This is a genomic window from Thalassospira sp. MIT1004 (assembly GCF_001858545.1).
GTDB lineage: Bacteria > Pseudomonadota > Alphaproteobacteria > Rhodospirillales > Thalassospiraceae > Thalassospira > Thalassospira xiamenensis.
In genome coordinates this window covers 350,549-366,295 of sequence record NZ_MCAO01000011.1, presented here as the reverse complement: position 1 = coordinate 366,295, position 15,747 = coordinate 350,549, and the positions used below count along the sequence as shown (strand labels likewise).

The 15,747-nt window shown below is 54.5% G+C and carries 11 protein-coding genes; 9 read left to right on the top strand and 2 right to left on the bottom strand.

Annotated features, from left to right (window positions below; translation table 11 throughout):
- Positions 1–43: 43 nt before the first annotated feature.
- Positions 44–1,447, bottom strand: a complete 1,404-nt coding sequence (locus BC440_RS06445; protein ID WP_037987450.1) for a cache domain-containing protein — start codon at positions 1,445–1,447, stop codon at positions 44–46.
- Positions 1,448–1,881: 434 nt separating this feature from the next.
- Here BC440_RS06445 and BC440_RS06440 point away from each other — a divergent pair, with 434 nt between their 5' ends.
- The 4 genes from BC440_RS06440 to glcF all read left to right on the top strand — a co-directional run bounded on the left by BC440_RS06440 (position 1,882) and on the right by glcF (position 9,501).
- Positions 1,882–5,349, top strand: coding sequence for a pyruvate carboxylase (locus BC440_RS06440; protein WP_063094352.1), 3,468 nt, complete (start codon positions 1,882–1,884; stop codon positions 5,347–5,349).
- A gap of 16 nt (positions 5,350–5,365) precedes the next feature.
- Positions 5,366–6,850 (top strand): FAD-linked oxidase C-terminal domain-containing protein, encoded by a 1,485-nt coding sequence (locus BC440_RS06435; RefSeq protein ID WP_063094354.1) that lies wholly within the window; start codon positions 5,366–5,368, stop codon positions 6,848–6,850.
- Between the two features lie 90 nt (positions 6,851–6,940).
- The gene (gene glcE / locus BC440_RS06430; protein ID WP_063094356.1) at positions 6,941–8,182 is read left to right on the top strand and encodes a glycolate oxidase subunit GlcE; all 1,242 of its coding nucleotides are present in this window, start codon (positions 6,941–6,943) and stop codon (positions 8,180–8,182) included.
- Complete coding sequence (gene glcF / locus BC440_RS06425) at positions 8,182–9,501, top strand: glycolate oxidase subunit GlcF (RefSeq protein ID WP_007091657.1); 1,320 nt, start codon at positions 8,182–8,184, stop codon at positions 9,499–9,501. The genes glcE and glcF overlap by 1 nt, the downstream gene beginning before the upstream one ends.
- A 91-nt stretch (positions 9,502–9,592) precedes the next feature.
- On the opposite strand, the gene BC440_RS06420 is transcribed toward glcF, so the two are convergent.
- Positions 9,593–9,883, bottom strand: coding sequence for a hypothetical protein (locus BC440_RS06420; RefSeq protein ID WP_063094358.1), 291 nt, complete (start codon positions 9,881–9,883; stop codon positions 9,593–9,595).
- A gap of 427 nt (positions 9,884–10,310) precedes the next feature.
- Between BC440_RS06420 and BC440_RS06415 the strand changes: the two genes are divergently transcribed.
- The 5 genes from BC440_RS06415 to phoU all read left to right on the top strand — a co-directional run bounded on the left by BC440_RS06415 (position 10,311) and on the right by phoU (position 15,745).
- Positions 10,311–11,339 (top strand): PstS family phosphate ABC transporter substrate-binding protein, encoded by a 1,029-nt coding sequence (locus tag BC440_RS06415; protein WP_063094360.1) that lies wholly within the window; start codon positions 10,311–10,313, stop codon positions 11,337–11,339.
- A gap of 135 nt (positions 11,340–11,474) precedes the next feature.
- The gene (gene pstC, locus BC440_RS06410) at positions 11,475–12,854 is read left to right on the top strand and encodes a phosphate ABC transporter permease subunit PstC (RefSeq protein ID WP_007091982.1); all 1,380 of its coding nucleotides are present in this window, start codon (positions 11,475–11,477) and stop codon (positions 12,852–12,854) included.
- Positions 12,847–14,196 carry a phosphate ABC transporter permease PstA gene (gene pstA / locus BC440_RS06405; protein WP_063094362.1) on the top strand — a complete coding sequence of 450 codons (1,350 nt, stop codon included), beginning with the start codon at positions 12,847–12,849 and terminating at the stop codon, positions 14,194–14,196. The genes pstC and pstA overlap by 8 nt, the downstream gene beginning before the upstream one ends.
- Before the next feature lies 1 nt (position 14,197).
- Positions 14,198–15,001, top strand: coding sequence for a phosphate ABC transporter ATP-binding protein PstB (gene pstB / locus BC440_RS06400; protein WP_037987065.1), 804 nt, complete (start codon positions 14,198–14,200; stop codon positions 14,999–15,001).
- A 21-nt stretch (positions 15,002–15,022) separates the two neighbouring features.
- Positions 15,023–15,745 carry a phosphate signaling complex protein PhoU gene (gene phoU / locus BC440_RS06395; RefSeq protein ID WP_007091985.1) on the top strand — a complete coding sequence of 241 codons (723 nt, stop codon included), beginning with the start codon at positions 15,023–15,025 and terminating at the stop codon, positions 15,743–15,745.
- The last annotated feature ends 2 nt before the right edge of the window (positions 15,746–15,747 follow it).

Sequence of the window (15,747 nt, the reverse complement as noted above, 5' to 3'; positions counted from 1 at the left end):
CAATTCTGTTCTCTGTCACATTGCTGAAACATCTGTTGCCACCTTAGCCGCTGATGACGGTGACGGGTAGATCATTATCACGCGAAACCGGAATATAGGCAGTTATGGTTGTTCCATCGTCCGGTTCGGATTTGACGGTCATGCCCCCACCATGGAATTCCATGCGTTCGCGCATATTTCGAAGGCCGATCCCCGCACGCGGATCACGGTTGCGAATATACCGGTTGGTTTCAAATCCGACACCGTTATCGATGATTTTCATCACGACACTTTGACCTTCGCGGCGGATCGTGACCTTGATATGCGTGGCATCGGCGTGACGTTCGATATTGGTCAGGGTTTCCTGCAAGACCCGATACAGTGTCGTCTTTTTCGCGATATCAAGAACAACATCGATATTGTCCGATTTGACATCAATCTGCATGTCGGACCGGTCTGCCAGTTCCTTGCACATGCTTTCAATGGCCGGGCGCAGGCCAAGATCATCGAGAACCGCCGGGCGTAGGTCGCGCGATATGCGACGGACTTCGTGGATGGCATCCTGCAATCGCTTGGCGGCCTTTTCCATCGGTTCGGTCGCGGCATTCTTTTCCGGTCCCAGGCGTGCGATTGCGGTTTCTACCGAATATTTGACGGAAACAAGAATCTGGCTGATGCCGTCATGCAATTCGCGCGACACCCGCAAACGTTCCTGTTCCTGCACATCAACAACCCGATGGGTCAGTTCCTTTAGCTTGGAATCAGCAAGTTTGCGTTCCGAAAGGGTGACGACGGTGCCCGAAATGCCGACGAGCAAAACCGCCAGAATGGTGATGCCGACAATCGATATTGTCGTGTCACGGATATGGGATGATACCTCGGTCTCGATTTCCTTCACCTGTTCGGAAATGTCATCGATATAAATCCCGGTACCGATCATCCAGCCCCATTTTTCAAGCATCAGGGAATAGGCGATTTTTTCGGCGGGTTCGCCGGTTGACGGTTTTTCCCAGACATGGCGCAGGAAACCACCACCTTTTTCGGCATTGAAAATCAGCGCCTGAATGACGGAATTTCCGTTCAAATCGCGCAGGTTCCAATATGTGCGCCCCAGACGCCATGGCTGTGGCGGGTCGACAAGGGCCGTACCATCACGGTCATAGATAAAGAAATAGCCATCCTCGCCATAGGACAGGTCTTCGATGATGCTTTTGACCCGTTCCTTGGAAACGGCATCCAGCGGGCTTGCGACCGAATAAATGTGATCTATCGAAGCAAGGGCGAGTTCAAGATAGCTTTTAAGCTCTTCCTTGCGGGCTTCGAGAATGTTGCGTTCGAACGTTCTGATTTCTGCTTCGGCCAGTCGTTCGGCCTGTGCAAATACCAGATACGATATTGCCGCAGCGGCCAGAACCAGTGGCAGGATCGACAGCAGCAAAAACTTTAGTCGAAGATTGATTTTCCGCATGGGCACAACAGTCTCGGATACAGGAAGAATTTTCGGGCCGGACAATATCACAAAAGCACCAAAAGTCTGCGCCTGATAACAGGTTTTGAACCTTTGGGTTGCATTAGGCGCAGGCGCGATTTTCCACATGGTGAAAAGACACTGGCTGCGATAAAGTGAAATTGGTATTACCAATTTCGAAGATCATGCTTTGACAGAGGCAGCGCATTGCGCATATATCAGACACGTCGCCTGCCCACCGGGCGCCAGGAACCCTGGATGCGCTGCACGCGTTTTAACGTGACAGACATCCTTTATCGCCACAGATGGTATGGCGTTGCAGGCATCCCGCACCGCAACGCATTCCGGGATCATATCGTGGCGTTTCTCTTGGTTTTCGGCAGGGGCGCACAGGGACGCACCTGCCCTACAAATCTGGTAGGAGCCCGGTGTCCATGACGCGTTCTGCACCAAAGCGTATCCGTAAACTTCTGGTCGCGAACCGCGGTGAAATCGCGATTCGTGTTCTGCGTGCCGCCAACGAGCTTGGCATTCGCACAGTTGCCATCTTTTCCGACGAAGACCGTTTTGCCCTGCACAGGTTCAAGGCCGACGAAAGTTACACCGTTGGCAAGGGCAACAAACCCATTCGCGCCTATCTTGATATCGAGGATATCCTGCGTGTTGCCCGTGAAGCTGGCGTTGATGCCATTCACCCGGGCTATGGGTTTCTGTCTGAGAACCCCGATTTTGCCGACGCCTGTGCCGAGGCCGGAATAACGTTTATCGGTCCTGATTCCGAAGTCATGCGGACATTGGGCAACAAGGTTGCCGCGCGTAATCTGGCAGAAAGTGCCGGTGTGCCCGTAATGCCGGCATCGGGTGCATTGCCTGACGATATGAATGAAGTTACCCGCATCGCCGATCAGGTCGGTTATCCGATCATGCTGAAGGCCAGTTGGGGCGGTGGTGGCCGCGGGATGCGCGTCATCGAGAATTCCAAGGATCTTTCCAAGCAGGTTCTGGCCGCCAAACGCGAAGCCGCCGCTGCATTTGGCAATGACGAGGTTTATTTTGAAAAACTGATCCGTCGCGCCCGCCATGTCGAAGTCCAGCTTCTGGGTGATACGCATGGCACTTTGGTGCATCTGTTTGAACGCGACTGTTCGGTTCAGCGCCGCAACCAGAAGGTCGTTGAACGCGCACCCGCCCCCTACCTTGACGAAGAACAGCGCAAGGAACTTTGCGAAGCAGCCCTTCGTCTGGGCAAGGCTGCGAATTACGTCAATGCGGGGACCGTCGAATTCCTGATGGATGTTGATACATCCAAGTTTTACTTCATCGAGGTCAATCCCCGCATCCAGGTTGAACATACCGTGACGGAATGCGTGACCGGATTTGACCTTGTGAAGGCGCAAATCCTTGTTGCGCAGGGGGGACGCATCGGTTTCCCGTCGGAAACCGGCATTCCGTGGCAGGACAAGATCAAGCTGCGTGATCATGCGCTTCAGTGCCGCATCACGACGGAAAACCCTGAAAACAGCTTTGTGCCCGATTATGGGATCATCAAGGTGTATCGCGGGGCCAACGGTTTTGGCATCCGTCTGGATGGTGGCACGGCCTATTCCGGGGCGGTGATCACCCCGTTTTATGACAGTATGCTGGAAAAGGTCACCGCATGGGGAAGTACCCCGCGCGAAGCGGTCGACCGTATGGACCGTGCCCTTCGCGAGTTTCGTATTCGCGGTGTTGCGACCAACCTGGCCTTCCTTGAAAACCTGATCAATCATCCGAAATTCAGGGCCGGTGAATATACCACGCGGTTTATTGATGAAACGCCCGAACTGTTCAAATTCGTGCGCCGTCGCGACCGCGCGACCCGTTTGCTGCGTTTCATTGGCGAGGTTACGGTCAACGGTAACCCGGAGGTCGAAGGCCGGGTGGTGCCGACAAACCTGCATGCGCCGGTGATGCCGAAATCGATTGATCTGGGTGAAATCCGCCCGGGCACCAAGCAGAAGCTTGACCAGTTGGGGGCCGAGGGCTTTTCACGCTGGATGAAGGATCAGAAACGCGTTCTGATCACCGATACCACGATGCGTGATGCCCATCAGTCGTTGCTGGCGACCCGGATGCGAACCTTCGATATGCTTGAAATCGCGCCTTATTATGCGCATGGGCTGCCGGAACTGTTTTCGCTGGAATGCTGGGGCGGGGCGACGTTTGACGTCGCGATGCGGTTCCTGAAAGAAGATCCGTGGGATCGTCTGGTCAAACTGCGTGAACGGGTTCCCAATATCCTGACACAGATGCTGTTGCGGGCGTCGAATGCGGTCGGTTACACCAACTATCCCGACAATGCGGTCGAATATTTCGTCAAGCAGGCGGCAGAACACGGCATGGATGTTTTCCGTGTGTTCGATTCCCTGAACTGGGTCGAAAACATGAAGGTTGCCATGGATGCGGTTCTGAAAACCGACAAGCTGTGCGAAGCAACCATTTGCTATACGGGCGATATCTTTGACGAGAAACGCCCGAAATATAACCTTGATTACTATGTCAAAATGGCCCGGGAGCTTGAGGCATCCGGTGCGCATATCCTGGGGCTTAAGGATATGGCGGGGGTTCTGCGTCCGGCGGCGGCAACGACCCTGATCAAGGCGTTGAAGGATACGGTCAATATTCCGATCCATTTCCATACCCACGATACCAGCGGCATTTCGGCGGCCACCGTGATTGCCGCGATTGATGCCGGGGTGGATGCGGTGGATGCAGCCATGGATTCGATGTCTGGCCTGACATCTCAGCCAAACCTTGGTTCGATTGCCAATAACTATATCGGGCAACCACGTGATCCGGGGCTTAATACCGAGGCGCTTAAAGAAGTTTCGACCTATTGGGAACAGGTCCGGCGGTATTATGCCGGATTTGAAAGCGATATCCGCAGCGGTACATCGGATGTTTATGTCCATGAAATGCCCGGCGGCCAATATACCAACCTGCGCCAGCAGGCACGTTCCCTTGGTATCGAGGAACGCTGGCCGGAAGTGTCCAAAGCTTATGCCGCAGTCAACAAGATGTTTGGCGATGTCGTCAAGGTGACGCCAAGCTCGAAGGTTGTCGGTGACATGGCGTTGACGATGGTGACGTCGGGCATTACCGAAAAGGATGTGCTGGACCCGAAAAAGGACATCGCATTCCCCGATAGTGTCATTTCGTTCTTCCGTGGTGAAATCGGTCAACCGGTTGGTGGCTTCCCGCCAGCCCTTCAGCGCAAGGTGCTTAAGGGGGCCGAAGCCCTTTCGGATCGACCGGGCAAATCCATGGCCCCGATTGATTTCGAAGCAACCCGCAAGGAAATCGAAAAGAAAACCCATCGCAGCATCAGTGATGCCGAGGTTGCATCCTATGTGATGTATCCCAAGGTGTTCCTTGAATATGCCGAACATCGTAGTCACAACGCCGATGTTTCGATCCTGCCGACCCCGATCTTCTTCTATGGCATGAGCCAGAATGACGAGATTTCCGTCGATCTGGAAAAGGGCAAGACGCTTGTGATCCGCTATCTCGCGACCTCCGAAGGCGGGGACGAGGAAGGCAATCGGACCGTGTTCTTTGAGCTGAACGGCCAGCCCCGGACAGTCAAGGTTGCCGATAAGACATTGGCCGCCACGGGCAAGGTCAAGCCAAAGGCCGAGGATGGTAACCAGCTTCATATCGCGGCCCCGATGCCGGGCCTTGTCGTCGAGGTCCATGTTGCCGAGGGCCAGAAGGTCAAGGCGGGCGATGTGATGTGTTCGCTTGAGGCGATGAAAATGGAAACCGCGGTTCATGCGGAAAGGGACGGGGTTGTGGCGACCATTCATGCCCCCGCCGGTACACAGGTCGACAGCAAGGATTTGCTGATCGAATTAAGGGAGTAAACGTCGCATGCTTAGGATGCCTGAGCCGGATCAATCGACCCTTGCACGTCGCAAGGACATCATTGCTGCCATGCGGAACATCGTTCCCAACGACGGCGGGGTTATTGTTGATGAAGACCGGCTCCGGCCCTATGAATGCGACGGGTTGATGGCCTATCGCCAGCTTCCGATGATCGTGGTCCTGCCCGAAAATACCGGGCAGGTCGCGGCCATTCTGAAATATTGCCATACCCACAAAATTCGTGTCGTTCCACGTGGGGCGGGCACCGGCCTTTCGGGCGGTGCGTTGCCGATGGCGGATGCGATCACGATCAGTATGATGAAGTTTAACCGCGTTCTGGATATCGACTGGGACAACAGGGCGGTCGTCGTGCAGCCCGGTGTGACCAATCTTGGGATCACGCGCGCGGTCGAACATAAGGGGTTTTATTATGCCCCGGACCCGTCCAGCCAGATCGCCTGTTCGATTGGCGGCAATATCGCGGAAAATTCGGGTGGTGTGCATTCCCTGAAATACGGACTAACCACCAACAATGTCCTTGGTGTTGAAATGGTCACGATCGAGGGTGAAATCCTTCGGATCGGGGGCAAGGGACTGGATCAGTCGGGCTATGACCTTTTGGGGGTGATTACCGGGTCCGAAGGGTTGCTTGGCATCGTTACCGAAGTCACGGTGCGCATTCTGCGAAAGCCTGAAACGGCGCGCGCGCTTCTGCTTGGCTTTAACAGTAGCGAGGAGGGCGGCAATTGCGTTGCCCGGATCATTGCCGACGGGATCATTCCGGGCGGTCTTGAAATGATGGACGCCCCGGCCATCAAGGCGACCGAGGATTTCGTCCATGCGGGTTATCCGCTTGATGTCGAGGCGTTGCTGCTTGTCGAACTCGATGGGCCAAAGGTCGAGGTCGATTATCTGATTGAACGGGTGGGCGCGATTGCCAGTGAATGCGGTGCGGTTTATTCGCGTATCTCCGAAAGCGAGGATGAAAGGCTGCTGTTCTGGTCGGGGCGCAAGAATGCCTTTCCGGCGATTGGCCGTATTTCGCCCGATTATATCTGTATGGATGGCACCATCCCGCGCCGACGTCTGGTCGAAGTCCTGACCGGGATGCAGGTTTTGTCGCAACGCCACGGGTTGCGGGTTGCCAATGTTTTTCATGCAGGCGACGGCAATCTGCATCCGCTGATCATGTTTGATGCCAATCAGCCCGGCGAACTGGAACGGGCCGAGGCATTTGGTGCCGATATCCTGAAACTATGTGTCGAGGTCGGCGGGGTTTTGTCGGGCGAGCACGGGATTGGCGTCGAAAAACGCGATCTGATGCCTGAAATGTTCACCGAAGATGACATGAAACATCAGGAACGCCTGAAGCTGGCGTTTGACGAGGATGAATTGCTTAATCCCGGCAAGGTTTTCCCGACCTTGCATGGCTGTGGCGAACTTAAAACCCTGCATGCGCGCGAAGTCGCCAACAAATTCCCGGATATCCCGCGCTTTTAGGTCGGAACGAGAGACGAGAAGAAAAATAATCCTGCCACCGGTTCCCACCAACCGGTTGGCAAGGATCAGGAGAGGAAGAGAGAAGCCGCAATGACGGAAGTCATATCCCCCACCACGCCCGAACAATTGCGTGAGGCCATCAGTTGGGCGCTTGGTTCAAAAAACCCGCTTGAAATCATTGGATCGGGCAGCAAGAAAACATATGGGCATGCGGTAGCAGCCGACCATGTTCTGGACCTGTCGAAATTGACCGGGGTCATGTTTTATGAACCGGAAGAACTGGTGGTTTCTGTGCGGGCGGGCACGTCTCTTGCCGAAATTCACGCGTTACTGCGCGATAAGAACCAGCAATTCCATTTTGAACCCGGAAATTTTCCGGGGTTGCTCGCCGATGGTGTTGCGGATCATGCCGGAACGATTGGCGGACTGATTGCGTCCAATCTTTCGGGACCGCGCCGGATCAAGGTCGGTGCGGCACGCGATCATCTTTTGGGATTTGAAGCCATCAGCGGCCGGGCCGAGGATTTTAAATCCGGTGGACGGGTCATGAAGAACGTAACCGGGTTTGATCTGTCAAAGCTGATGGCGGGATCGTTTGGCACGCTTGGCGTGATGCATACCATCACCATGAAAGTCATGCCGCGCGACGAGAAAACCCGAACTGTTCTGATCGCCTGTGACGATATGCAAATTGCAGGCAGTGCCATGACGCGCGCCCTGGGCAGCGAGAACGAGGTTTCGGCCGCCGCATGGATTGCGCGGGAACAGGTTGTAAAACTTGGTCTGGACATTGTGACCGGCATCGGGACCGGTATTGTCGCGCTGCGCGTTGAAGGTCCTGCACCCTCGGTTGCCTGGCGGTGCGAGGCATTGCGTAAGCTTCTGGCCGATATCGGTGCCAGTGAAGAACTTCATAGCGCCAACAGCAACGCGTTCTGGCAGGCGGTTGCCGATGTTGCCCCGTTTGCAGGGGGGATCGGATTGCTATGGCGTGTTTCCGGGCCACCGGCATCTGGCGGTGCGATTGCTGCGAAACTGGCCGACGAAACCGGCGGGAAGATCATGATGGATTGGGCCGGGGCGCAAACCTGGCTGCAACTGGCCGGGGGTGATGCGATGGCCGATAAAGTGCGCGACATTGCCGTGTCTCACGATGCGCGGGCGGTTCTGGTGCGCGCGCCCGAAGATATTAGAAATCAGGTGCCGGTTTTCCATGCCGAGGACGCGGCTTTGGCCCGCATCAATGCCAAAATCCGCGAGAATTTTGACCCTGAAGGTATCCTTAATCCGGGCCGGATCGGACACATGATTGCCAAGCGGGGGAACGCGTAATGCAAACGAACTTTACCGCCGCCCAGCTTGCCCACCCGGCAATTGCCGAAAGTGAACAGATCCTTCGCAAATGCGTGCATTGCGGGTTCTGTACCGCGACATGCCCGACTTTTGTGACCTTGGGGGATGAACTTGATAGTCCGCGCGGGCGGATTTACCTGATCAAGGACATGCTGGAAAACGATAAACCGGCGACAGAAAAGGTGGTCAAACATCTTGATCGGTGCCTGTCGTGCCTGTCCTGCACAACGACATGCCCATCGGGTGTCGATTACATGCACCTGATCGACAATGCGCGCGCCCATATCGAAGAAACCTATGACCGGCCGTTTGCAGATAAATGGTTGCGCCGGATTTTATCGATTGTCGTGCCAAATCCGACGCTTTTCAGGCTTTCCCTGATCGGGGCGAAACTGGCATCGCCATTCGCACGCTTTTTGCCGGGCCGTCTGAAGGGCATGGTCAAAATGGGGGCGCGCCATATGCCGCCGCCAAGCTGGGTCGACAAGCCGCAGGTGATCCCGGCAATTGGTCAACGCAAAGGCCGGGTCGCCATCCTGACCGGCTGTGCGCAACAGGTTCTTGAGACCGAGATAAACGAGGCAACCGTTCGTTTACTGACACGCCTTGGCATCGAAATCGTTGTGGCCCAAGGGGCGGGTTGTTGCGGGTCGCTTGTCCATCATATGGGAAAGGAAGCGCAATCCCATCAACAGGCCAAAGCCAACATTGATGCCTGGAGCCGGGAACTTGCGGGCGAGGGGCTTGATGCGATTGTCATTACGGCATCGGGATGTGGCACAACGGTCAAGGATTACGGGCACATGTTGCGCCATGATCGGAACTACGCGGCGAAAGCGGCCAAAATTTCCGACCTTGCCTGTGATGTGACCGAATATCTGGCAGGGATTGATGTCCCGGCGGATCGTTTTGCCGGGGCGACTCATGGCGGGGCGCGGGTTGCCTATCATTCGGCATGTTCGATGCAGCATGGTCAGAAGATCATTCGTGAACCGCGCGACCTTCTGAAAAAGGCCGGGTACGAGGTGCTTGAAATTGCCGAAGGGCATTTATGCTGCGGGTCGGCGGGGGTTTATAACCTGTTGCAGCCTGAAATCGCGGGCAAATTGCGCGACCGCAAACTTGGCAATATCAGAAACACGGCACCGGATCTGGTTGCGACGGGCAATATCGGCTGCATGGTGCAGCTTGAAACCGATGCGTTGAAAGTTGTGCATACGGTGCAATTGCTTGACTGGGCAGCGGGGGGACCGACCCCCGAAAAGCTTTTGCCGTACTATGCTGAAAAGATCGCCTAGACAACGGTTTGGACGTCTAAATGCAAAAGCCCGCCGACGTTGCGTCGTGCGGGCTTTTATGCAATCTGGCAGAGACTGCTTGCGAAACCGCTTATTTCGCAAGCAGGCTGGTGGCGATACTTTCGGCGGCAGAACCTTCGCTGCTGTCTTCGGCAAAAGCAGCGGTTTTTTCGCGAATCCAGTTCTGAACTTCGGCTTCGCTGACATCGACCTTTGTTGCCATCACCGCAATGACGGCTTCCATGGCAAGGACATGAGACGCAATGTTGTTGACCGCGACATGCAGGTCATCGATGTGGCGTGATGCGGCTTCGGACATGTCGCCCAGTTCACCGGAAAGCTTCTGGATCAGTGCCTGAATCTCGTCGAGCGAAGTGCTCATGGTCGTCTCCCTTTTGCGCAGTTCTGCGCTACTTTGTTCCCAACGGATTGATATCTTATGAACAAGCTTCGTGTTTTCAGGGGACTTTGTAAAGGCAGGGAAACCGAAAACAGTTGATGGTCTGCTGCCGTGGCGTCGTCTATCCAGTCCGGGTGATGTTTCGGGGCAATGTTACAGTTTATGTAACGAAGACTGTAAAACCTGCGGCTGGAAACAGGAAAAATGCCGGTTCCAGTTTTGATTCCGGCCCGGATCTATTTTAGAAAACCTTTGATAAATAAAGGTTTTTTCGAGGTCTTTTTCATCTCCGATGCGTTGTCACATAATGTTAACAAAAGTGACGCAATACCGTAAGCACCCAGCGTTAGAGTCCGCCTCGCAGATCGTTGCACCGTTCCGGTTTGGAACAATTACTGGGGAATTTACCATGAAGAAGACTCTTGCTGTTGCGGCGCTGATGAGCGTTGCCTTTGTTGGCGCGGCTCAGGCACGCGACCAGATTCGTATCGTTGGTTCGTCCACCGTTTTCCCGTTCGCAACTGCGGTTGCTGAAGAATTCGGTAAAACCACCTCGTTCAAGACACCGGTTATTGAATCGACCGGTTCCGGCGGTGGTCTGAAGCTGTTCTGCGCCGGTGTTGGCGAACAGCATCCGGACATTACCAATGCTTCGCGTCGCATCAAGAAGTCCGAAGTTGAAACCTGTGCCAAAAACGGCATCAGCGAAATCACCGAAGTCAAAGTCGGTTACGACGGTATCGTTCTGTCGAACTCCAAAGATGCTCCGCGTCTTGACCTGACCAAAGAACAGATCTTCCTGGCGCTGGCCAAAACCGTTCCTTCGAAAGACGGCAAGTCGCTGATCGATAACCCGTACAGCACCTGGGCCGAAATCGACCCGAGCCTGCCGGACGTTAAAATCGAAGTTCTCGGCCCGCCCCCGACCTCCGGTACCCGTGATGCCTTCACCGAGCTGGTACTTGAAGAAGCCTGTGACTCCTTCGAAGCCATTAAGGCAATCAAGGACAACAAAGATCAGCACGGTGCAGTTTGCAAAGGCGTTCGTGAAGACGGTGCCTATGTTGAAGCCGGTGAAAACGACAACCTGATCGTTCAGAAACTCGAAGCAAACCATGATGCGCTTGGCATCTTCGGCTTCTCGTTCCTTGATCAGAACGGCGACAAACTTCAGGGTTCCCTGATTGCCGGTGTTGAGCCGACCTTCGAAGCCATCTCTGCTGGTGATTACCCGGTTTCGCGTTCGCTGTACTTCTATGTCAAGAACGCCCATGTTGGTACCATTCCGGGTATCAAAGAATATCTGACCGAATTCACCTCCGACAAAGCATTTGGTGACGAAGGTTACCTTGCTGACCGTGGTCTCATCCCGATGGATGCGGCCGAGCGTGAAGCAGTTCGTAATGCTGCGCTGAACCTTGCTCCGCTGAGCATGTAACGCGATCTTTCAACCGGTGGCAGCCTTTTCTGCCACCGGTTTCTTTGTTTTCAGGCTTTAATTGATTTATTCTTGGACCTGCCTTAAACGCGCACCAAGTTTTTTGGTCATTCTTTGGCAAATGGATTAATCGCAATGTCCCTGACCTATTTGCTGCTTGCTGTGGCACTCCTGTGTGCCGTGTCATTTTATTTCGGTCGACAGCGCGCGGTTGCCCTGTCGAACGGTCGATACAGCAATCTTCATTCGCTGCCTGCGCATTACGGGATGTATACGGCGTTGTGGTGCGGCCTGCCGGCTTTGGGCCTTTTGCTGGTTTGGATGATGTTTGAAGGGACGATCATTCAGACAATGATCGTTGCCGATCTTCCCGAAGAAGTGACGTCCAATTCCGGGCTGTTATCTTTGGCGCTTAACAGCATCTCGCAAATTGCTGCCGGAGGCGGGGAACATCTTACCGTTTCTCCCGAGATTGTAGAGGCCGGCCATCGGCTTGCCAATCTTAACACCATCGCAAATGCTGCTCTTATTGTTGTGATGGTGTCTGTTGCCCTGGTGGGCTTGGCTCTGTCTTACCGCCGGATTTCTTCGGAAATGCGCGCGCGAAACAATGTCGAACGGCTGTTTCGCTATATCATGATCGTGTGTTCGGCGATTGCCATCCTGTCGACGGTCGGCATTGTTTTCTCGCTTTTGTTTGAAGCGCTGCATTTCTTTGGCAAGGTCAGCCCGCTGGACTTCCTGTTCGGTCTGGAATGGAGCCCGCAGACGGCCATCCGCGCAGATCAGGTGGCGTCCGACGGTGCATTTGGCGCAATCCCGCTTTTTGTTGGAACATTGCTGATTACGCTGATTGCAATGTTTGTGGCGGTGCCGGTCGGTTTGTTCTCTGCCATCTATATGGGTGAATATGCATCGCCGAAATTCCGGGCGGTTGCCAAACCTGCCCTTGAAATTTTGGCCGGTGTTCCGACGGTTGTGTACGGCTTCTTTGCTGCCCTGACAGTTGCTCCGTTCTTGCGCGACAATGGTGCTGTGCTTGGACTTGATGTCAGTTCCGAAAGTGCGCTGGCTGCGGGTCTGGTCATGGGGGTCATGATCATTCCGTTCGTGTCATCGCTGTCTGATGATGTCATGTCACAGGTGCCGAAGTCGTTGCGCGACGGATCATATGGCCTTGGTGCAACAAGGTCTGAAACCATTCGGCATGTGATTTTCCCCGCAGCCCTGCCCGGTATTGTTGGTGCGGTATTGCTGGCGGTGTCGCGTGCGATTGGGGAAACCATGATCGTTGTGATGGCTGCCGGACTTGCCGCCAACATGACGGTAAACCCGTTGCAGGCCGTGACCACTGTTACCGTGCAGATCGTAACACTTCTGGTCGGTGACCAGGAATTCGACAGTGCCAAAACCCTGTCGGCATTTGCACTGGGTCTGCTTCTTTTCCTTATCACCTTGGGTCTGAACGTGTTTGCCCTTAAGGTTGTTCAGAAGTATCGCGAGAAATATGACTGATATGGCATCGCTTATGGAAGACAGAGCCGCCGCAAAAGTGATCTCTGGCAATCTGCACACGCCGGTTGACTGGGACAGCCCGAAATTGGCACGTAACATTAAAAAACGTTACGCAGCGGAACGCAGGTTCAAGATTTACGGCTTAAGCGCAATTGCCATCGCTCTTATGGCGCTGGTTGTGCTTGGCTATTCGATCATTTCGAAAGGTTATAGTGCCTTTTTCCAGACCTATGTTCAGATGGAAATCTTTTTCGACCCGGCCAAGATTGATCCGGACGGAACAGGTGATCCGGCAATTATTGGCAGGGCCAATTTTGATAGTCTGATCAGGGATGCACTGAGCAAACAGTTCCCGGAAGTGAGCGGACGTAGCGAACGGCGTGATCTCTATGACATTGTTTCGGGCGGGGCATCTTATGATCTGCGCGAGAGGGTGCTTGAAAATCCGTCTCTGATCGGACAGACCCGGAAGGTCTGGCTGATTTCCGGTGACGACTTTGATATGCTCAACAAAGGTTATATCAGTGCAAACACAGACGAAGGCGACCGTCGCCTGAACGATCAGGAAATTGGTTGGTATAATACACTGGTCTCTCAAGGATCGGTCGAAAAGCAGTTCCATACGCGGTTCTTTACCAATGGTGATTCCCGCGAACCGGAATTGGCCGGGATCTGGGGCGCTGCGGTCGGGTCTTTCTATACCCTGGTTGTGACACTGATACTGTCGTTTCCGATTGGTGTTCTGGCGGCGATCTATCTGGAAGAATTTGCACCGCGAAACCGGTTCACGACGATTGTCGAAGTCAACATCAACAACCTTGCGGCTGTGCCGTCGATCGTGTTCGGTCTTCTCGGGCTTGAGGTTTACCTTAATGTCATGCACCTGCCGCGGTCGGCCCCGGTTGTTGGTGGTCTGACGCTGGCCCTCATGACATTGCCGACCATCATCATCGCATCACGTGCGGCGATCAAGGCAGTGCCGCCGTCGATCCGGCAGGCTGCCCTTGGTCTTGGGGCGTCGCCGGTTCAGACGGTGACCCATCACGTGTTACCGCTGGCGATGCCCGGTATTCTGACCGGGACCATCATCGGCATGGCGCAGGCTCTTGGGGAAACCGCACCGCTTCTGATGATCGGTATGGTGGCGTTTATTGTTGATATCCCGGGCGGGGCACTTGATCCGGCGACAGTTCTGCCGGTGCAGATTTATCTGTGGGCGGATAGTCCGGAACGTGCCTTTGTCGAGAAGACTTCGGCGGCCATCATGGTCTTGCTGGGCTTCCTGATTCTGATGAACGGATTGGCCGTGTATCTGCGCAAGAAATTTGAACGGAAGTGGTAAAATGGCTGTTGTAACTCAAAGCGCAATGACGGCAGAGCCGTCAGTCACTAGCCCGAAAATGACGGCCCGTGACCTCAATCTTTTCTACGGCGACAACCAGGCGCTTTTTGATGTCAATCTTGACATTGTCGAACGTCAGGTCACAGCACTTATCGGCCCGTCGGGCTGCGGCAAATCAACCTTCCTGCGGTGCATGAACCGCATGAATGACACGATTGACGGTGTCACGATCAAGGGCAAGGTAACGCTTGATGACCGTGATATCTATGACAAGGCAATCGACGTTGTTCAGTTGCGCGCGCGCATTGGCATGGTGTTCCAGAAACCGAACCCGTTCCCGAAGTCGATTTATGACAACGTGGCCTATGGCCCACGTATTCACGGTCTGGTGAATTCGCGCGACGAGCTCGATGAAATCGTCATGACCTCGCTTGAACGGGCGGGTCTACTGAAAGAAGTCAAAGACCGTCTGCCGGAACCGGCAACCGGTCTTTCTGGTGGGCAGCAGCAGCGTCTTTGCATTGCACGTGCGGTTGCCGTCAGCCCCGAAGTCATCCTGATGGATGAACCGTGTTCGGCACTTGACCCGATTGCAACCGCAAAGGTCGAGGAACTGATCGACGAGCTTCGTTCGAACTACACCATTGTGATCGTGACGCACTCCATGCAGCAGGCTGCCCGCGTGTCGCAGCGCACGGCGTTTTTCCATCTCGGCAAGCTGGTCGAAGTGGGCGAAACCGATCAGATTTTCACCAATCCCAAGGACGAGCGCACCAAGGGATACATTACGGGTCGCTTCGGTTAAGTCCGGGCAGGAGTATTTTCGATGGTCGATGAGAAACATCATATCGTCAGTTCGTTTGACGAAGAACTGACCCGTCTGAACAACATCATTTCGCAGATGGGCGGGCTTGCCGAAAGTCAGCTGATTTCCGCCATTCGTGCGATCGTTAAACGGGATTCTGAACTGGCCGAGAAGGTCATTCTTTCCGATCACCGTATCGATACGCTGGAACAGGAAGTGCAGGATTTTGCCGTACGTCTTCTGGCCCTGCGTCAGCCGATGGCAGATGACCTGCGACAGGTGGTGACCGCGCTTAAACTGTCCAACGATCTAGAACGTATCGGTGATCTGGCGAAAAATATCGCCAAGCGTGCGCAGGTTCTTAACCAGGTGCCGCCGATCCGCCCGGTTCAGGTGATCCCGAACATGGCCAAGCTGTGCCAGGAAATCATCAAGGACGTTCTGGATGCCTATATCGAAGGTGATGCGGAAAAGGCCCAGCGTGTCTGGGCGCGCGATCAGGAAGTTGACGATATGTACAATTCCCTGTTCCGTGAACTGCTGACCTATATGATGGAAGATCCGCGTAACATCACGGCATCGACCCATCTGCTGTTTATCGCCAAGAATATCGAACGTATTGGCGATCATGCGACCAACATTGCCGAAACGATCTATTACCGGATCAAGGGCGAAGACCTGCCGATGGATACTCGGCCAAAAAATGACGCGGCGAACTTTGCCGTCGTAGAACCGAATGAGTGACA